19 protein-coding genes are annotated in these 18,027 nt (G+C 72.2%); 13 read left to right on the top strand and 6 right to left on the bottom strand.

Annotation, left to right across the window (positions count from 1 at the left end):
* The first annotated feature begins 93 nt into the window (after nucleotides 1–93).
* From JMF97_RS01970 to JMF97_RS01950, 5 genes are read left to right on the top strand one after another with little or no spacing between them, the layout of a single operon-like run.
* Entirely contained in the window at nucleotides 94–831 is a 738-nt protein-coding gene (locus tag JMF97_RS01970) for a lysophospholipid acyltransferase family protein (RefSeq protein ID WP_203219940.1), read from the top strand.
* Entirely contained in the window at nucleotides 828–1,826 is a 999-nt protein-coding gene (locus tag JMF97_RS01965) for an NAD(P)H-dependent glycerol-3-phosphate dehydrogenase (protein ID WP_013732059.1), read from the top strand. The genes JMF97_RS01970 and JMF97_RS01965 overlap by 4 nt, the downstream gene beginning before the upstream one ends.
* Nucleotides 1,827–1,832: 6 nt before the next feature.
* Nucleotides 1,833–2,990 carry a cystathionine gamma-lyase gene (locus JMF97_RS01960; protein ID WP_203219939.1) on the top strand — a complete coding sequence of 386 codons (1,158 nt, stop codon included), beginning with the start codon at nucleotides 1,833–1,835 and terminating at the stop codon, nucleotides 2,988–2,990.
* Complete coding sequence (locus JMF97_RS01955; RefSeq protein ID WP_203219938.1) at nucleotides 2,991–3,809, top strand: putative protein N(5)-glutamine methyltransferase; 819 nt, start codon at nucleotides 2,991–2,993, stop codon at nucleotides 3,807–3,809. It begins immediately after the preceding gene.
* 39 nt (nucleotides 3,810–3,848) lie between these two features.
* Nucleotides 3,849–4,895 carry an ROK family protein gene (locus tag JMF97_RS01950; RefSeq protein WP_307816732.1) on the top strand — a complete coding sequence of 349 codons (1,047 nt, stop codon included), beginning with the start codon at nucleotides 3,849–3,851 and terminating at the stop codon, nucleotides 4,893–4,895.
* Nucleotides 4,896–4,967: 72 nt separating this feature from the next.
* Here the strand turns inward: JMF97_RS01950 and JMF97_RS01945 are convergent, their stop codons facing one another.
* Complete coding sequence (locus tag JMF97_RS01945; protein ID WP_203219937.1) at nucleotides 4,968–5,168, bottom strand: DUF397 domain-containing protein; 201 nt, start codon at nucleotides 5,166–5,168, stop codon at nucleotides 4,968–4,970.
* A gap of 3 nt (nucleotides 5,169–5,171) precedes the next feature.
* Complete coding sequence (locus JMF97_RS01940; RefSeq protein ID WP_203219936.1) at nucleotides 5,172–6,017, bottom strand: helix-turn-helix domain-containing protein; 846 nt, start codon at nucleotides 6,015–6,017, stop codon at nucleotides 5,172–5,174.
* Nucleotides 6,018–6,323: 306 nt separating this feature from the next.
* On the opposite strand from JMF97_RS01940, the gene JMF97_RS01935 reads away from it, so the two are divergent.
* Together JMF97_RS01935 and JMF97_RS01930 are read left to right on the top strand one after the other, a co-directional pair.
* On the top strand, nucleotides 6,324–6,560 hold the full coding sequence (locus JMF97_RS01935) for a hypothetical protein (RefSeq protein ID WP_203219935.1): 237 nt from the start codon (nucleotides 6,324–6,326) through the stop codon (nucleotides 6,558–6,560).
* A 148-nt stretch (nucleotides 6,561–6,708) separates the two neighbouring features.
* The gene (locus JMF97_RS01930) at nucleotides 6,709–7,815 is read left to right on the top strand and encodes a D-alanine--D-alanine ligase family protein (protein ID WP_203219934.1); all 1,107 of its coding nucleotides are present in this window, start codon (nucleotides 6,709–6,711) and stop codon (nucleotides 7,813–7,815) included.
* A 39-nt stretch (nucleotides 7,816–7,854) separates the two neighbouring features.
* Here JMF97_RS01930 and JMF97_RS01925 read toward each other — a convergent pair whose 3' ends face one another.
* Both JMF97_RS01925 and JMF97_RS01920 read right to left on the bottom strand, forming a co-directional pair.
* Entirely contained in the window at nucleotides 7,855–8,469 is a 615-nt protein-coding gene (locus tag JMF97_RS01925) for a DUF3515 family protein (RefSeq protein ID WP_307816757.1), read from the bottom strand.
* 9 nt (nucleotides 8,470–8,478) lie between these two features.
* Complete coding sequence (locus JMF97_RS01920) at nucleotides 8,479–8,712, bottom strand: Lrp/AsnC ligand binding domain-containing protein (protein WP_013732068.1); 234 nt, start codon at nucleotides 8,710–8,712, stop codon at nucleotides 8,479–8,481.
* Between the two features lie 97 nt (nucleotides 8,713–8,809).
* On the opposite strand from JMF97_RS01920, the gene JMF97_RS01915 reads away from it, so the two are divergent.
* Complete coding sequence (locus tag JMF97_RS01915) at nucleotides 8,810–9,775, top strand: thiamine-phosphate kinase (protein ID WP_203219932.1); 966 nt, start codon at nucleotides 8,810–8,812, stop codon at nucleotides 9,773–9,775.
* A gap of 92 nt (nucleotides 9,776–9,867) precedes the next feature.
* A complete protein-coding gene (locus JMF97_RS01910; RefSeq protein ID WP_203219931.1) occupies nucleotides 9,868–10,335 on the top strand; it encodes a GNAT family N-acetyltransferase in 468 nt (155 codons plus the stop codon).
* A 149-nt stretch (nucleotides 10,336–10,484) separates the two neighbouring features.
* Here JMF97_RS01910 and rpmB read toward each other — a convergent pair whose 3' ends face one another.
* Nucleotides 10,485–10,676 carry a 50S ribosomal protein L28 gene (gene rpmB / locus JMF97_RS01905; protein ID WP_007075181.1) on the bottom strand — a complete coding sequence of 64 codons (192 nt, stop codon included), beginning with the start codon at nucleotides 10,674–10,676 and terminating at the stop codon, nucleotides 10,485–10,487.
* Between the two features lie 235 nt (nucleotides 10,677–10,911).
* Here rpmB and JMF97_RS01900 point away from each other — a divergent pair, with 235 nt between their 5' ends.
* Together JMF97_RS01900 and recG are read left to right on the top strand one after the other, a co-directional pair.
* On the top strand, nucleotides 10,912–12,522 hold the full coding sequence (locus tag JMF97_RS01900) for a DAK2 domain-containing protein (protein ID WP_203219930.1): 1,611 nt from the start codon (nucleotides 10,912–10,914) through the stop codon (nucleotides 12,520–12,522).
* Nucleotides 12,519–14,723, top strand: a complete 2,205-nt coding sequence (gene recG, locus JMF97_RS01895) for an ATP-dependent DNA helicase RecG (protein ID WP_203219929.1) — start codon at nucleotides 12,519–12,521, stop codon at nucleotides 14,721–14,723. The genes JMF97_RS01900 and recG overlap by 4 nt, the downstream gene beginning before the upstream one ends.
* A gap of 298 nt (nucleotides 14,724–15,021) precedes the next feature.
* Here recG and JMF97_RS01890 read toward each other — a convergent pair whose 3' ends face one another.
* Nucleotides 15,022–16,554, bottom strand: a complete 1,533-nt coding sequence (locus JMF97_RS01890) for a cell wall anchor protein (protein ID WP_203219928.1) — start codon at nucleotides 16,552–16,554, stop codon at nucleotides 15,022–15,024.
* A gap of 391 nt (nucleotides 16,555–16,945) precedes the next feature.
* Here JMF97_RS01890 and rsmD point away from each other — a divergent pair, with 391 nt between their 5' ends.
* Together rsmD and coaD are read left to right on the top strand one after the other, a co-directional pair.
* On the top strand, nucleotides 16,946–17,509 hold the full coding sequence (rsmD, locus tag JMF97_RS01885; RefSeq protein WP_203219927.1) for a 16S rRNA (guanine(966)-N(2))-methyltransferase RsmD: 564 nt from the start codon (nucleotides 16,946–16,948) through the stop codon (nucleotides 17,507–17,509).
* Nucleotides 17,506–17,994: a pantetheine-phosphate adenylyltransferase gene (gene coaD, locus JMF97_RS01880; protein WP_043719906.1), complete on the top strand. Its 489-nt coding sequence runs from the start codon at nucleotides 17,506–17,508 to the stop codon at nucleotides 17,992–17,994. The genes rsmD and coaD overlap by 4 nt, the downstream gene beginning before the upstream one ends.
* Nucleotides 17,995–18,027 lie beyond the last annotated feature (33 nt).

The following is an 18,027-nucleotide window of genomic DNA, read 5'->3' as shown; positions in this document are numbered from 1 at the left end:
CCCTCACTGGCCGTACCAGGGGCGAGCAGGCATGATTTCGGCTGCGGGCGTCACCGGTTCCTCCGGTGGACGGGGCGGGCACGAGGAGGCACGGTGGGTCGGCGCAGGCTGGGGTTCTGGCAATGGTTGGCCGTGGTGCTGGTCAAGCCGGTGATGACGATCTGGACCCGGCGTACCTGGCGGGGGATGGAGCACCTGGGCATCGACGGTCCGCTGATCATCGTGGCGAACCACATGTCGCACGCCGACCCGCTGGTCGCCGCCCACTTCATCTACGACTCCGGCCGGTGGCCGCAGTTCCTGGGCAAGGCGAGCGTGTTCAAGGTTCCGGTGATCGGCTGGATCCTGCACCGGTGCAAGCAGATCCCTGTCGAGCGGGGGACCGTCGATGCGGCCAAGTCGTTGGACGCCCTGATCAAGGCGCTCGGCGAGGGTGACGCCGTGGTGATCTACCCGGAGGGCACCATCACCCGGGACCCGGAGCTGTGGCCGATGAAGGGCAAGACCGGGGCGGCTCGACTGGCGTTGGCGACCGGCGCCCCGGTGGTGCCGGTGGTGATGTGGGGGCCGGAGCGCATCTTCGACCCACGCCGGTCCCGGCTCAACCCGCGTCCCCGGATCCCGGTGACCGTGGTGGCCGGGCCACCGATCGACCTGAGTCAGTGGGCCGGTGCCGCCCCGAGCCGCGCGGTGCTGGAGGAGATGACCGACGTGATCATGCTGCGGCTGCGGGACATGCTCGCCGAGATCCGGGGCGGCACACCACCACCGCTGTGGCAGCGCGGCGGTCGGACCAACATCGAGCAGCGGCGCCCGGAGGCGACGGCGTGAGTGGGCACGTGGCGGTGCTGGGCGCCGGTTCCTGGGGTACGGCGTTCGCGAAGATCCTGGCCGACGCCGGGCGGGACGTCACCATCTGGGCCCGGCGGCAGCCGATCGCCGACGTCATCCGCACGGAGCGACGCAACCCGGAGTACCTGCCCGACGTGGTGCTGCCGGATCGGGTCACCGGCACCGGCGACGCCGCCGAGGCGATCAAGGGCGCGGAGATGGTGGTGCTGGCGGTGCCGTCGCAGACGCTGCGGGGCAACCTCGCCGAGTGGGTCTCGCACCTGCACGCCGACGCCACGCTGGTCTCGCTGATGAAGGGCATCGAGCTCGGCACCACCAAGCGGATGAGCGAGGTGATCATCGAGACCGCGCAGGTGGCCGCGGACCGGGTGGTGGTCGTCTCCGGCCCCAACCTGGCGCCGGAGATCGCCGCCGAGCAGCCGGCCGCCACGGTGGTCGCCTGCACCGACGTCGACCGGGCCACCCTGGTGCAGCGCTCCATCACCACGCCGTACTTCCGGCCGTACACCAACGACGACGTGATCGGCTGTGAGCTGGGCGGCGCGGTGAAGAACGTGATCGCCCTGGCGTACGGCATCGCCACCGCGATGGGCTTCGGTCACAACACCCGGGCCATGCTGGTCACCCGGGGGCTGGCCGAAACCGCCCGGCTCGGGGTGGCGCTGGGCGCGGACCCGCTCACCTTCGCCGGCCTGGCCGGCATGGGTGATCTGGTGGCCTCCTGCTCGTCGCCGTCGGCGCGCAACCGCACCTTCGGTGAGCACCTGGGCCGGGGCGCCACGTTGGAGGAGGCGCGGGTGGCCACCCGGCAGACCGCCGAGGGGGTCAAGAGCGCGTTGGCCATCCGCGACCTGGCCCGCGCGCACGGCGTGGAGATGCCGATCACCGAGCAGGTCGAGCTGGTCTGTCACGAGGGCGTCGACCCGCGGGTCGCGGTACGCGCCCTGATGAGCCGTACCACGAAGCCGGAGTGAGAGCCGATGGGCGAGTACGAGTTCCTCTCCCCTGAGCAGTACGAGCACCGCCTGCCGACCGGCGGTGACGGCACCCGGTGCGTGCGCGCCGGCCTGCCCGCACCGCAACCGGGGCAGCCCTTCCTGCCGGGGCCGGTCTTCGCCGCGCCGTACCATCTCGATCCCCGACACGGTCCGGAGGCGGCGCCGAACGGGTACGGGCGCCCGGACAACCCCACCCGGCGGCTGCTGGAGGCGGCGATCGGCGAGCTGGAGGGCGGCGAGTGCCGGGTCTTCGCCAGCGGCCAGGCGGCCATCACCGGACTGCTGCTGGGGCTGCTGCGCGCCGGTGACGCGGTGGTGCTGCCCGCCGACGGGTACTTCCCGGTCCGCGCGTTCGCCACCGACACGCTCACCGGCAACGGGGTACGGGTGCTGCTGGCGCCGACCGCCGGGCCGTACCCGTCCTTCGACGGGGTACGCCTGGTGCTGGTGGAGACGCCGGCCAACCCGGGCCTCGACGTGGTGGACCTGCCGGCGCTGGCCGAGCGGGTGCACGCCGCTGGTGCCCTGCTGGCGGTGGACAACACCACCGCGACCCCGCTCGGGCAGCGCCCGTTGGACCTCGGCGCGGATCTGGTGGTCGCCTCCGGTACCAAGGCCCTGACCGGGCACTCCGACCTGCTGCTGGGCTACCTGGCCACCCGGTCACCGGAGCTGGTGGAGCGGTTCACCGCCTGGCGGACCACCACCGGGGCGGTGCCCGGCGCTTTCGACGCCTGGCTGGCGCACCGCTCGCTGGCCACCCTCGACCTGCGCCTGGCCCGGCAGAGCGCCAACGCCGAGGCCCTCGCCCGGCTGCTGGCCGACCGCACCGACGTGACCGGGCTGCGCTGGCCGGGCCTGCCGGACGATCCGGCCTACCCGGTCGCCTCGCGTCAGCTGCGCCGGATGCCGGGGGTGCTCTCCTTCGACCTGGGCGACGCCGAACGGGTCGCCCGGTTCCTCGACGCGACCCGGCTGGTCTCGGCGGCCACCTCCTTCGGCGGCCTGCACACCACCGCCGACCGGCGGGCCCAGTGGGGTGACGACACCACGGCGGGCTTCGTGCGGCTCTCCTGCGGCGTGGAGGACACGGTGGACCTGATCGCCGACGTGTCGGCGGCGTTGGATGCCAGCGCCTAGATGATCGCCGTCTCCTCGGCGGTACGGGCCGCCACGGTGGACCGGTTACGCCGGGCCGGTTGTGTCTGGGCCGAGGACGAGGCGCGGCTGCTCGTGGAGGCGGCCGACGACCCGCGGTCGCTCGCGGTCCTGGTCGACCGGCGGGTGGCCGGGGAGCCGCTGGAGTACCTGCTCGGCTGGGCGGAGTTCTGCGGCGAGCGGATCACCGTCGTACCCGGTGTCTTCGTGCCGAGGGCGCGGACCGCGGCGCTCGTCGCGGCGGCCGAGGCGGTGACCGGGCCGGCGGCGAGGGTGGTCGAGCTGTGTTGCGGCTCGGGTGCGCTCACCCGGGCGCTGGCGCGTCGACTCCACGCCCCACGGCTGCTGGCCGCGGTGGACGTGGACCCGGCCGCGGTGGCCTGTGCCCGAGGCAATCTCGCCGAGTTGGCCGTGCCGGTCTACGCCGGTGACCTGTTCGACGCGCTGCCGGCGACCTGGCGCGGCACCCTGGACCTGGTGGTGGCGAACGCGCCGTACGTGCCGACGGCGGCGTTGGACCTGCTGCCGGCCGAGTCGCGCCAGTACGAGGCGTTGGTGGCGCTCGACGGCGGCCCGGATGGGTTGGCGGTGCTGCGCCGGCTCGCCGCCGACGCGACGAGGTGGCTCGCTCCCGGCGGGCACCTGGTGGTGGAGGTCGGCCAGTCGCAGGTCGACCTGCTCGCGACGGTGCTGGCGGAGGCGGGGCTGCTGCCGTCGACGTTCCGCGACGAGTCCCTGGCGGCCACCGCGATGACGGCCCGACGGCCGGTCGGCATGGCGGGGCAGGGGAGCGAGAACTAGCCTCACGTCAGATCGAATCGGGTGGGAGGCGGTTGACCGGTGGCTGACACAACTGTGGTCGTGGGCATCGACAACGGCGGTACGAGCAACAACGCCACAGTGCTCACGCTCGATGGACGCTTCCTGGTGGATCAGCTCGTGGAGACCCCCAGCGAGGTACGCGCCGGCCCGCAGGCCGCCGTCGAGGCGATGGCCCGTTCCTTCGACAGTGTGCTGGCCCTGACCGGGCTGTCCCGCGACCAGGTGCGCGCCGTCGGGCTGGACACGCCCGGCCCGGCCAGCGCCACCGGGGTGATCTCGTCGAAGGGGTCGACGAACTTCTCCCAACCGGCCTGGCGCGGCCACGACATCCGGGGTGCCCTGGAACGCCGGCTCGGGCTGCCGGTGATCTACCACAACGACGGCAACGCCGCCGCGCTCTACGCCCACCACGTCCACTTCGGAGTCGACGCGATGCACCGGTCGTCGGTGTCGGCGATCGTCGGCACCGGGCTGGGCGGTGGGCTGGTCGAGTACGGACGGGTGATCGCCGGCGCGGCGGGGATGGCCGGCGAGCTGGGGCACGTGCACGTCCCGCTGACCGACGTGCTCGCACCGGGTCAGCCGGTGCCGGTCTGTGCCTGCGGCTTCGCCGGGGACGTGGAGTCCGTCGCCTCGCTGACCGCGATCGAGCGCAACCTGCTGCCGTACTGGCTCACCCGGTTTCCGGACCATCCGCTGGCCGGTGAGCCGCCGGCCCTGGCGGCGAAGCTGGTGCGCGGCTACGGCGAGCGGGGCGACGAGATGGCCCGGGAGATCTTCGCCCAGCAGGCCCGAGCGCTCGGGGCGTTGTTCACCATCGCGGCCAACTTCACCGATCCGCACGCCTACTTCGTGGGCGGTGGGGTGGTGGAGACCGCCTCCGAGTTCCGTGACTGGTTCCTGGCGACCGTACGCGAGCACACCGTGCTGCGGGACGAGCAGGCCGCGTCGGCGACCTTCGCGCTGGTGCCGGAGCGGGACATGGCCGGTGCTCGGGGTGCCGCGCTGGCCGCCCTGGCGGCGGTCCGCGAACTGCCGGTGCCGCCGCCGTTGGTCGGCCACTGATCGCCCGGGTGGGCTGACCGGGCCGGCGGTGCCCTTACCGGCCCGGTCAGCGGCTATGGGTTCACCCGGGGGTCAGCGCTCCGGTGGTGCCTCGGCGAAGGCGGTCCAGGCCGACGGTGCGAAGAGCAGCAGCGGGCCGTCCGGGTCCTTGGAGTCGCGTACCGCCACCGTGCCGGGTACGACCGCCACCTCCACGCAGGCGCCCTCGTCGCCGCTGTGGCTGCTCTTGCGCCATCCGGCCACCGCCGGGGTGGCGTTGGTCGTCGGTGTCATCGTCTACCGTCCCTTCAGGAGCTTGATCAATGCGTCGCGGCTGGCCGACGGGCTGAGCGCGACGGTCCGCAGGTGTTCCATGATCTTGGTACAGGTTCGCAGGTCGCCGGGCCGGTCGAGGACCATCTGCCCGGCGACCGTCTCCACCGAGGCGATGATCGGGTCCTCCGGGTCGGCGAACTCGAGGATGTGCAGCGAGCCCCGCGTGCCCCGGTGGTAACCGGCGGCCAACGGGATCAGCTGCACGGTGATGTTGGGCAGCTCGCTCATCTTGAGCAGGTGCCGCAGTTGGCCCTGCATCGCGGCCTCGTCGCCGACCGGGCGCAGGAGCGCGGCCTCGTCGAGGATCGCGTCGAAGATCGGTGGATCGTCACCGGTGAGTCGTTGCTGGCGGTCCAGTCGCAGGTGGACCCGCTCCTCGACGTCGTTGTCGCTGAGCGTGTGCGGGCCGCCCCGCATCACGCCCCGGATGTAGTCGGCGGTCTGCAACAGCCCCGGCACCACCGACGGTTCGAAGTTGGCGATGCCGGTGGCCTCGGCCTCCAACGCGATGAAGTCGATGGTGCGCCGGTCGAGCAGGTACGAATAGGACACCCACCAGCCGGGCTTGCGGGCGTCCTTGGCCAGCGCGACGGCCGCCGCGACGTCGTCCGCCCCGACCCCGTAGAGGGTGAGTAGCGCGCGTACGGTCGCCGGACTGACCAGCGTCTGCGCGTTCTCGTAGCGGGACAGCGTGCTGCGGGTGCTGTTGATCTCGTCGGCTGCGGCCTCCAGGGTGAGGCCGGCGGCCTCACGGTGCTGGCGCAGGGCGATGCCGAGCCGTCGGGCGCGGGCGGTCTTCGGTGCCATGCATCGATGGTCGCATGTATTCGGGATCGTGTACATGAGAAAACGTAAGTGGGAGTTGCATTCATGCCGGTGAAGGTGTCAGGCTGTTAGCGCGTCCTCACCGCCGGTTGTCGTGGCGACGGTGGCGGTGAGCGACCGGAGGGGATGGGGCGCGCGGCGGTCGGGTTATTCCCCCGTACCCGGCCGCCGCGTGCCGCGCCACAAGCCTTTGAGTCGGCACCGGAGGGAGAGCGACGTGCGCAGAGACTGTCCGGCGATCTCGCGGCCGCCACGAAGGGCCCGACCGGCGGTGGGCGGCGCGCGGCGATGACCCGATTCCTGGTGGTGCTGACCGACGTGCGCCCCTGCGAGGGCGGTGCTCGCAACGAGCGCATCGCCCCGGAACGTCGCCGCCAGGTGGTCGGCGCGAGCAGCCGTGAGGCGGCCGAACGGATCGCGGGCGCGTTCATGGCCCTGGGCATGGTGCGAGCCGGTCGGCAGCGCGTCAAGGTGATCGCGATCGGCCGGCGGCACGCCTTCGGCGAGCGGGAACTGGCCGGCTGACACAGCCATCTGGTCACGTACGGTATGGGGCTTCTTGACCGATTGCGCCTACCTTACGGTCTCGTGGGGTATCGACTTCCCGATCTCGCCACGCACAGTAAGGTCATCCGGGAGAGCGCCAGCAGTGCGTCCCGGAAAGGTGACCGCAGTGACCACCCCAGGCAAGACCCGCGTGGCGATCGTCTTCGGCGGCCGCAGCCCGGAACATGGCATCTCCTGTGTGAGCGCCGGCAGCGTGCTCGGCGCGCTCGACCCCGACGAGTTCGAGGTGGTGCCGGTCGGCATCACCCGGGCGGGTCAGTGGGTGCTGACCAGCGGCGACCCGACCGAGTTGGCGATCAACTCACGCCGGCTGCCGGAGATCACCGCCGAGTCGGGGGCCGACATCGTGCTGCGCGCCGACCCGACCGGCAGCGGCCTGCTGGTGCTCGACCCCACCGAAGGTCCCCGGGCACTGGCCAATGTGGACGTGGTCTTCCCGGTGCTGCACGGCGCCTACGGCGAGGACGGCACCATCCAGGGCATGCTGGAGATGGCCGGCATCCCGTACGTGGGGGCGAAGGTGTTCGCCTCGGCCGCCGCCATGGACAAGGAATTCACCAAGAAGATCTGCGCCGCCGAGGGCATCCCGATCGGCCCGTACGCCGTGCTGCGTAGTGGCATGACGTTGAGCGAGGAGGACAAGCAGCGCCTCGGCCTGCCGGTCTTCGTCAAGCCCTCGCGGGCCGGATCGTCGTTCGGCGTCAGCAAGGTCAGCGACTGGGCCGACCTGGAGGCCGCGATCGCCGTCGCCCGGGAGATCGACAGCAAGGTGCTGGTCGAGGGCGCGATCATCGGCCGGGAGATCGAGTGCGGTGTGCTGGAGGGCGAGGCCGGCGGCACGCCCGAGGCGTCCGTGCTGGCCGAGGTGCGGGTGGTCGGCGACTACGACTTCTACGACTTCGAGGCCAAGTACATCGACGCGGAGTCGGCCTGCGAGTACGACGTCCCGGCCGACCTGCCCGAGCGGGTCGCCCGACAGGTGCGCGACTACGCCGTACGGGCCTTCACCGCGCTGGACTGCGCCGGACTGGCCCGGGCCGACTTCTTCGTCACCCCGGAACTGGACGTCTACCTCAACGAGATCAACACGATGCCGGGCTTCACCCCGACGTCGATGTTCCCCCGGATGTGGGCGGCCTCGGGGCTGGAGTACCCGAAGCTGGTCGACCGGCTCATCCGTACCGCACTGACCCGGGGCACCGGCCACTACTGACCGGCCAGGCGCGGCCGACGCCGACCGCGGGCGGCCGGGTCAGGAGGTGCAGCCGGACGGGACCGGGCCCGCCGAGGGGACCGAGGCGACGACCGTGGTGGCGATCGGGGCGGCCCACTGCAACGCCTCACCGTAGAAGTGCGGCACCCGTACGGTCACCGCGGTCTCCCGGTCGAGCGTGGTCAGCACAGTGGCGTCCGCTTCCTCCACCCCGTGCCAGCACACCGCGTTGACCAGGTAGATGTGGTCGGTGGGCGCCACCTCGGGCTCGGTTCCGCCGCAGGCCACCGTCAGGGCCGGATCGCCGTACGCGGCGTTCTGCTCCGGCCCGGCGCTGACCGGCCGCTGCGGCAGGTCACGGATCGAGGCGGGCAGCTGCGACAGCAGGGCGCGGCAGACGGTCGCCGGCCGCTCGGCCAGCGCCGGGGCGGCCATCTCGACCGGCGCGGTGGACTGCGGCCGGGCCGCGCTCGGTGAGGGCGCCGGGGTGGCGGTCGAGTTGTCCGGGGCGAGGTTGACGAAGGCCAGGGTGCCTACCAGGAGAGCCACCGGCAGCGCCACGGCCGTGGCGACCAGCGCGGCGGTGCGGCTGGTCCGGTCGGCTGCCGGTGCGGCGTCCTTGGCGCGCCGGGTCTCGCCGGGGGATTCGGAAATCCTGGACACTTACAACCGCACCACCGAACACGTGAGGGTGCGGGTGATGCCGGGCACCATCTGCACGTTGCTGACGATGAGTTTGCCGAGCTCGTCGACGGTGTTCGCCTCGGTGAGCACGACCACGTCGTACGGCCCGGTCACCGCGTCGACCCGGACCACGCCGGGGAGATCCGCGATGAGACCGGCCACGTCACGCGCCCGGCCGACCTCTGTCTGGATGAGGATGTACGCCTGTACCACGACTCGACCTCCCTCCGTCGCCGCCTGCCAGACGGCCTGAAGGGAGAAAGTACCTTACGGACCAGGTGTGATCCCTATCGGTGGTCAAGGAGAAGCGGTGAGCGAGCGGGGCGACAGCGGCGGTGTGGGCGTCGCGGAGGTCGGGGAGTTCGGCCTGATCGACCGGGTCACCGCCCGGTTGTCGTACGGATCGACGGTGCTGCTCGGCCCCGGCGACGACGCGGCGGTGGTCGCCGCGCCGGACGCCCGGGTGGTCGCCTCGACCGACGTCCTGGTGGACGGGCGGCACTTCCGCCGGGACTGGGCCGGGGCGCACGACATCGGCCGCCGGGCGGCGGCGGCGAACCTCGCCGACGTGGCCGCCATGGGCGCCGAGCCGACGGCCCTGCTGGTGGCGCTCTGCCTGCCGGCCGACGTGGAGACCGGCTGGGTCGAGCAGCTCGCCGACGGGCTCGGCGCGGAAGCGGCAGGCGTGGGCGCCAGCGTGGTCGGCGGCGACATGTCGGCCAGCCCCACCTTGACCATCGCGGTCACCGCGCTGGGCGACCTGGCCGGCCGGTCGCCGGTCACCCGGGCCGGTGCCCGACCGGGCGACCTGGTGGCCCTGGCCGGGCGTACCGGTTACGCGGCGGCCGGGTTCACCGTGCTCTCCCGCGGCTTCCGGACGCCCCGGCTGCTGGTCGAGGCGTACCGGCGGCCGGAGGTGCCCTACGCGGCCGGTCCGGCGGCCGCCCGGCTCGGCGCCACCGCCATGATCGATGTCTCGGACGGGTTGCTCGCCGACCTGGGACACGTGGCGAAGGCCAGCGGGGTCGCCGTCGACCTGAGCCGGGACGCCTTCGAGGTGCCACCGCAGATGCGCGACGCGGCACAGGCGCTCGGCGTCGACCCGTACGCCTGGCTGCTGGCCGGTGGTGACGACCATGCGCTGGTCGCGACCTTTCCGTCTCAGACGGTGCTGCCTGACGGGTGGCGCGAGGTGGGTCGGGTCGCCGAGGGCCGGGGCGTGACGGTGGACGGCGCGCCGTTCGACGGCCCGACCGGCTGGGACCATTTCCGCTGAGTGCGTGGGCTGAGTGAGTGCTCGGTCACTGCCGCAGGCTGTCGGCCCAGGTCGGCGGTGGTGACGGGCCGCTGCGGTCGTACGCTTCACTGGTGCAGGAAATCGAGATCCACGTGGTGCCGTTCGACTCTCCGGTGGCACTGCGGCTGATCACCTCCGCGCTTGCCGACCTGGGCGCCCGGTACGGCGGTGACGGCGACGAGACGCCTGTCGACGCGCGTGAGTTCACCCCACCGCATGGCGCCTTCCTTGTCGCCCACCTCGACGGGCAGCCGGTCGGCTGCGGTGGCTGGCGCAGCCACGGCACGGACGGCGAGACCGCCGAGTTGAAGCGGATGTACACCGCGCCGCAGGCCCGTGGCCGCGGCGTGGCCCGTACGGTGCTCGCGGCCATCGAACGTTCCGCCCGCGAGCAGGGCCGCAAGCGGCTCATCCTGGAGTGCGGCGACCGGCAGCCCGAGGCGATCGCGATGTACACCTCGGCCGGCTACGAGCGCATCCCCAACTTCGGCTACTACGCCGACGAGCCCGGCTGCCTCTCCTTCGGCCGCACCCTCTGAGGTGAAAGGAAGGGCACCTTCTTAACGCCTGCGGTAGAGGAAGGGCCCCCTGTCAACAGCCGCTCCGGCGGGCGGCGGACATGCGGACACGACGATGCCGGCGGGCCATCGAGGGCCCGCCGGCATCACAGATCGTGGGTGCTACCGCGTCAGGCGCGGGTGACCTTGCCCGCCTTGATGCAGGACGTGCAGACCTTGAGCTTCTTGGTCGTGCCGCCACCGGCCGGGGTACGCACCGACTGGATGTTCGGGTTCCAGCGGCGGTTGGTCCGCCGGTGCGAGTGGGACACGTTGTGGCCGAAGCCCGGTCCCTTGCCACAGACGTCGCACACGCTAGCCACGGGATACTCCTGGGATTGAAACGTTCATGAGGTCGCCGCCAGGCGCAGCCCGGGCAACCTGGCCAGGTTACCCGATGGTGGAAGCCCCCGCCCAACCGGGCTCGGCATCAGCGGTCACGCCCCGCTGCGACGGTCACCGCCGCCAGGCAGGGGCGAGAAAACGGACGATGCCCGGCCCCGCCGGACACGCCCGGCCTTGCAGCGACTGTCAGCGTACGCCAGTAGGCTTCCCAGCGTGCTGGACACCCTCGATGCCGCCGCCGTGCGCCGCTGGTGCGCCAGCGGGCTGGCCGCGTTGCAGCGGCACCAGGGGGAGATCGACGATCTCAACGTCTATCCGGTGCCCGACGGCGACACCGGCACCAACCTGGTGCTGACGCTCACCTCGGCGCAGCAGGCGCTGGCGATGGACCTCGACACCGTCGCCGACGGCGCCACCACCCCGCACGGGCACGCGCTGCGGCTGATGGCCCGGGGGGCGTTGCTCGGTGCCCGGGGCAACTCCGGCGTCATCCTGTCGCAGATCCTGCGCGGCTTCGCCGACGCGCTGGCCACCACCCCGACGGTCGGGGGCCCGGAGCTGGCCGCCGCGCTGCGTGCCGCGACCAGCGCGGCCTACGCGGCGGTGGCCCGCCCGGTGGAGGGCACCGTGCTGACCGTGGTCTCCGCCGCCGCCGGCGCGGCCGAACAGGCCGACAGCGAGCAGTTGCCGGTCGTCGCCCGCGAGGCGGCCGGAGCCGCGGCGCAGGCGCTGGCCCGTACGCCCGAGCAGTTGCCGGCGCTGGCCCGCGCCGGCGTGGTCGACGCCGGTGGGCGGGGGCTGTGCCTGCTGCTGGACGCCCTGGTCGAGGTGATCACCGGGGAGAGCCCGGAGCGACCCGCGCCGGCGCCCACCGCCGCCCGCAACGTGCCGCCGCCGGCCACCGCCGCCCGGGAGACCGGTTCCCCGGAGTACGCCTACGAGGTGCAGTTCCTGCTCGACGCCGAGCCCGAGGCGGTGGGCCGGATGCGCGACACGCTGGACGCGCTCGGTGACTCCCTGGTGGTGGTCGGCGACGAGGGCACCTGGCAGGTGCACGTGCACGTCAACGACGTCGGGGCGGCGATCGAGGCGGGTGTGGTGGCCGGCCGCCCGTACCAGATCTCGGTGACCCGCTTCGCCGACCAGCGCCCGTCCGCACCCGCACCGGTGTCCGACGGCCGGGCCGCCGTGGTGGTCGCCGCCGGTGCCGGGATCGCCGAGCTGCTCGCCGGGGAGGGCGCGGTCGTGGTGCCCGGCAACCCCTCGACGGGAGAACTGCTGGAGGCGGTGCTCGGCACCGGGGCGGCCCAGGTGGTGGTGCTGCCCAACGACCCGGACGCGCAGGCGGTGGCGAACCAGGTCGCCGAGGAGGCGCACCGGGCGGGCGTCAAGGTCAGCGTGGTGCCCACCCGGTCACCGGTGCAGGCGTTGGCCGCCCTCGCCGTACGCGATCCACGTCGCCACTTCGAGGACGACGTGATCGCGATGGCCGAGGCCGCCGGGGCCTGCCGGTACGCCGAGGTCTGTCACGCCGGGCGGGACGCGCTCACGGTCGCCGGCCCTTGCCGCACGGGCGACGTGCTCGCCCTGGTCGAGGGGGAGGTGCACCTGATCGGCACCGATCTGATCGACACCTGCGTCGCTCTGGTCGACGGGATGCTGGGTGGCGGCGGTGAAATGGTCACCCTGCTCGTCGGCGCGGACGCGCCGGACGGGCTGACCGACGCGGTGTGCACGCACATCACCCGACGGTGGCCGTTCGTCGAGGTGCAGACGTATCCGGGTGGGCAGCCGCGCTATCCGTTGCTGGTGGGTGTCGAATGACCGCAGAGGCGTCGACGCTGGACACGCCGCTGAAGAAGCTGGTCGGCGAGAAGACCGCCAAGGCCCTCGCCGGTCACCTCGACCTGCACACCGCCGGTGACCTGATCTACCACTTTCCGCGCCGCTACGACGAGCGCGGCGAGCACACCGACATCCGGGCGCTCGACGTCGGCGAGCAGGTCACCGTGCTGGCCCAGGTGCAGCGCACCGCCGTACGCCCGATGCGGCAGCGCCGGGGCAACCTGCTGGAAGTCACCGTCGGTGACGGCTCCGGTGGCACCCTCACCCTCACCTTCTTCGGCAACCAGGCGTGGCGCGAGCGGGAACTGCGGCCCGGCCGGTGGGGACTGTTCGCCGGCAAGGTCACCGACTTCCGGGGCAAACGGCAGCTCAACGGGCCGGAGTACGTCCTGCTCGGCGACCAGACCGACGGCGAGGCGGCGGCCACCGAACAGATCGAGGAGTTCGCCGGGGCACTCATCCCGGTCTACCCCGCTGCCGCGGCCGTACCGACCTGGGTGATCGCCCGCTGTGTCCGGGTGGTGCTGGACACCGTGGCACCGCCGGAGGACCCGCTGCCGGCGGGCGTACGGGCCAGCCGGAACCTGGTCGGGCTGGGCGGAGCGTTGCGGGAGATCCACCGGCCGTCCAGCCGCGAGGAGCTGTACCGGGCCCGTCGACGGTTGAAGTGGGACGAGGCGTTCGCCGTGCAGCTGACCCTGGTCCGGCGTAAGCAGCAGGCCGCCGCCTCACCCGCACGGGCCCGGCCGGCGCGCCCGGGTGGCCTGCTCGACGCCTTCGACGCGCGGCTGCCGTACGAGCTGACCGGTGGTCAGCGCGACGTGGGTGCGGAGATCGCCGCCGACCTGGCCCGCGGCCATCCGATGCATCGGCTGTTGCAGGGCGAGGTCGGCTCCGGCAAGACCGTGGTGGCGCTGCGCGCCATGCTCCAGGTGGTCGACGCGGGCGGGCAGGCCGCGCTGCTCGCCCCGACCGAGGTGCTCGCCGCCCAGCACTACCGGGGCATGCTCGACCTGCTCGGCCCGCTCGCCCAGGCCGGTGAGCTGGGCGCCGCCGAGCACGCCACCCGGGTCGAGCTGGTCACCGGCTCACTCGGCGCGGCAGCCCGACGGCGGGCGCTGGCCGAGGTCGCCAGCGGTGCCGCCGGCATCGTGCTGGGCACCCACGCCCTGCTGTACGAGGGCGTCGACTTCGCCGACCTCGGTCTGGTGGTGGTCGACGAGCAGCACCGGTTCGGGGTGGAGCAGCGCGACGCGTTGCGGGCCAAGGCGGAACAGCCCCCGCACGTGCTGGTCATGACCGCCACGCCGATCCCCCGGACAGTCGCCATGACGGTCTACGGCGACCTGGAGATATCCACCCTCTCGCAGCTGCCCCGAGGCCGGTCACCGATCGCCTCGCACGTGGTGCCGGCCGCCGAGAAACCGGCCTTCCTGGACCGGGCCTGGCGTCGGTTGCGCGAGGAGGTCGCCAACGGCCATCAGGCGTACGTGGTCTGCCCGCGCATCGGTGACTCCACCGCCGGCGCCGAGGAGGAACCACCGGCGGTCGACGACACCGGTCGACGCCCACCCCTGGCGGTGACCGAGGTCGCGCCGCTGTTGGCCGACGGGCCCCTGCACGGGCTGCGTATCGGCGTGCTGCACGGCCGGCTGCCCGCCGACGAGAAGGACGCGGTGATGCGCTCCTTCGCCGGCGGCGAGCTGGACGTCCTGGTGGCCACCACGGTGGTCGAGGTCGGTGTGGACGTACCCAACGCGACCATGATGGTGGTGCTGGACGCCGACCGGTTCGGCGTCTCCCAACTGCACCAGCTGCGCGGCCGGGTGGGCCGGGGCAGCGCACCCGGGCTCTGCCTGCTGGTCACCGAGGCGACCGAGGGCACCAGCGCCCGGGAGCGGTTGGACGCCGTCGCCTCCACCACGGACGGCTTCAAGCTCGCCGAGCTGGATCTGGAGCAGCGGCGCGAAGGCGACGTGCTGGGTGCCGCCCAGTCCGGCCGGCGTTCCCACCTGCGGCTGCTGTCGTTGCTGCGGGACGCCGACCTGATCCGCGACGCGCGGGCGGAGGCGATCACGCTGGTCGAGGAGGACCCGGACCTGTCCCGCCAGCCGGCGCTGGCCGCCTCGGTCGCGGCCCTGGTCGACGCCGACCGCGCCGAATACCTCGAAAAGGGCTGACCCACCTCGCGCTCTCGTCACCCGCCGCGCTCACCATGATCGCGCCCGATCCGAGATCGAGTGGCTTGGGCGTCGGGTGATCGCGCTCGATCTGGGATTGGGTGGTTTGGGCGTTGGGTGATCGCGCTCGTTCCGGGATTGAGTGGCTTCGGTGTCGCGCGATCGCGCTCGATCCCGGATCGAGTGATGCCGCTCCGGGGAGGCAACGCCGAAGGCGCGTCGACCGGGTGGTCGACGCGCCTTCGGGTCAGGTGTTGCGGGGTGTCCTCAGTGCGGCGAGGGCACCCTCAGGGGTGGCTCAGGCGGTGAAGTGGATCCGCCGCCGCCGCGCCATGACGAACAGCACCGCGCCCACCGCCAGCAGGACGATGGCGCCTGCGGCGATGCCACCGGCCGCGACACCGGTCACCGGCAGGCCGGGCGGCTCCTCGCCGCCTCCGCCTCCGCCGCAGCCCTCGGGGGCGTAGACGACCTCGAGCTCCAGGTCCAGCTCCGGCAGGGCGACAAGCGCCGCCTCGTCGTCGCCGGCCGGGAAGGTGACGGACTCCGACGAGCCCGGCTTGACCGTACGGCTCTCGGTCTTGTCGCCGTAGGTGAAGTCCACCTTGACCGGTTGGGCGCCTTCCGGGTTCGACGCGGTCAGCGCGAAGGTCTCACAGGTGGCGTCGGCGGTGATCGTCGGCAGCGGGCAGTCCTCCGGGCGCTCCCACTTGTAGGTGCCGTTGTCGATCACCTTGCCGTCGACCAGCACCTCGATCGCGCCGGCGTGCTCGGCCGGCACCACGGTCTCGTTGTTGGCCTTGCCCGGCTCGACGGTGACCTTCTCAGACCAGCCGTTCTCGCCCCGGACCTCGAACTCGACCGGGTACTTGGAGATCGAGCCGTCGTTGCTCAGCGAGACGGTGACGGTGCCGTCGCAGGCGGAGGCGAAGGTGGCCGCCGGAGTGGTGCAGTTCTTGTCACCGCCGTTGTACCAGCCCTGCGGGCCGGTCGAGCGGTTGCCGGGAGCACCCCGGTCGCCGAGCTTCTTGGAGCCGTACCGGGGGCCGTTCTCCACCAGCGGGTCGATGACCTCGTCGACCCCGCCCCAGATCAGGTCGACCTGGGTGTGGCAGTCCGGGACGTCGACCTTCAGCTCGATCTCGGTCTGGGTGCCGCCGAGGAAGTCGCTGTCCGGCGTGCCGTAGACGTACTGCGGGGTGGCGAACTGCGGGCGCGGCGCGAAGTACGACACCAGGGTGAAGTACTGCTTCTCCTCGCCGCACAGCGGCAGGTCACCCGCCAGCTTGACGGTCGCGGTGCCCTTCGGACCGTCGAAGGTGTGGCTGTACCTGGCGTCGCTGGCGTCGACGCACTTCGGTGCCGGCGCACACGCGCCGTCGGCGCCGAGCTCGATGGTCTTGTGGTCCTTCGACGTCGGAGGCTTCTTGCGCTGCGAGTCGCCCTTCTGGAACCAGGCGGCCTCCACGGTCAGCGTGGCGCGCTGGGTCTCGCCGGGGACCCGCTGGACCCCCTGGACCTGGCCGGCCTTCGGAATCGGGGTGCCCTTGAGCTCGGCGGTGGCATCGGTGCCCTCGGCCACGAGCAGGACCGGGGTCGCCGGGTCGGCCGTGACACCCGTGATGGTGGCGGTCTTGCCGCGCTCGCTGTTGACCACCGTCCACGTGATCACCCGCTCGCCGGTGAGCCGGTCACAGTCGACGGTGCCGGTGATCGTGGTGTGGTGGGCGCTGGCCGGAGTGGCCGCCACCACCGCTGCGCCGGTCGAGCCGATGATGGCGGCTGCCAGGACAGCCAGCGGTCGCCGTAGCGACAGCTTGGGTCGGAACACGCGTACTCCCGGGGTGAAGAAGCGTCAGGGGCGGCGCGGGAGGAACGGACGGCGTCGGCGGAGCTGTGCCGCGCCGGAGAGGGTGCCTCCCGTGCGGTGATCCGGCATCGATGAGCCGGTTATCGGGCAGACCCTAGCGAGATCGTCGATATCGAGACAGCCCTCAGCGAGCACTAAGGATGATGTGATGAACATGAAATAGTTGCTCTACGTAGAGTGATGCGCCTGAGGCGGCCTGCATCGGATGGGATCGATCTGGGCGACTTCAGGCGGTGTGGTTCGTTGCGGGGGTCACTCGGAGGTCGCGTAGCGTCGGCGCCATGAGCAGAAGCAGGCTCGACGGCGTGCGCGGGTGTGGGGTCGGCCCCCACGGCACGGTCGGGAGGGGGCGATGACCCGGATCGTGGCGGGCAGTCTCGGTGGTCGGCGCATCGCCGTACCGCCGGGTTCCGGCACCCGACCCACCGCCGATCGCGTACGCGAAGCACTGTTCAGTTCCGTGCAGGCGGAGTTCGACCTGGTCGGGGCGCGCTTCGCCGACCTGTACGCGGGCTCGGGCGCGGTCGGCCTCGAAGCGCTGTCCCGGGGGGCCGGGCACGTGCTGCTCGTCGAATCCGACGCCCGGGCGGCCCGGGTGATCCGGGAGAACATCGCCATCCTGCGGGCGGCACCCGATGCTCGGCTGGTCACCGGGAAGGTCAGCACCGTGCTGGCGGCCGGCCCGGACGGCGAGCCGTACGACGTCGTCTTCGCCGACCCGCCGTACTCGTTGTCGGACGACGGGGTGCGTGCCATGCTCACCGCCTTGGTCGACGGTGGCTGGTTGGCTCCGGACGCCATGGTGGTGGTGGAACGATCCACCCGCAGCGGGCCGGTCGACTGGGTGGAAGGGATCACTGGCCAGCGCAGTCGTCGTTACGGCGAGACCACACTTTGGTACGGTCGCCGATCATGAGACGTGCGGTGTGCCCCGGCTCGTTCGATCCGGTCACCAACGGTCACCTCGACATCGTCGGCCGGGCCAGCCGGCTGTTCGACGAGGTGATCGTCGGCGTACTGATCAACCAGTCGAAGACCGGACTGTTCACCGTCGAGGAGCGGATAGCCATGCTCCGCGAGGTGACCGCCTCCTATGACAACGTCCGGGTGGAGTCCTTCCGCGGGCTGCTGGTGGACTTCTGCCGAGCCCAGCAGGCAAGTGTGCTGATCAAGGGCATCCGGGCGGTCAGCGACTTCGACTACGAGTTGCAGATGGCGCAGATGAACATCGGCCTGGCCGGCGTCGAAACCCTGTTCATGCCCACCAACCCCCTCTACTCCTTCCTCTCCTCCAGCCTCGTCAAGGACGTGGCCAAATGGGGCGGCGACGTAACCCCCCACGTCCCCGACATAGTCCGCGAAGCCCTCAAAACCCGCCTAACCCCCCCACCCCCGGCCTAGCCTCCCTTCCTCCCTCGCCTCTCCACCCTCTTT

Origin of the sequence: Micromonospora fiedleri (assembly GCF_016774385.1) — a bacterium.
Lineage (GTDB): Bacteria > Actinomycetota > Actinomycetes > Mycobacteriales > Micromonosporaceae > Micromonospora > Micromonospora gifhornensis.
Note: the sequence above shows the minus strand (reverse complement) of the source record. Positions and strands in the feature narration are given on the sequence as shown.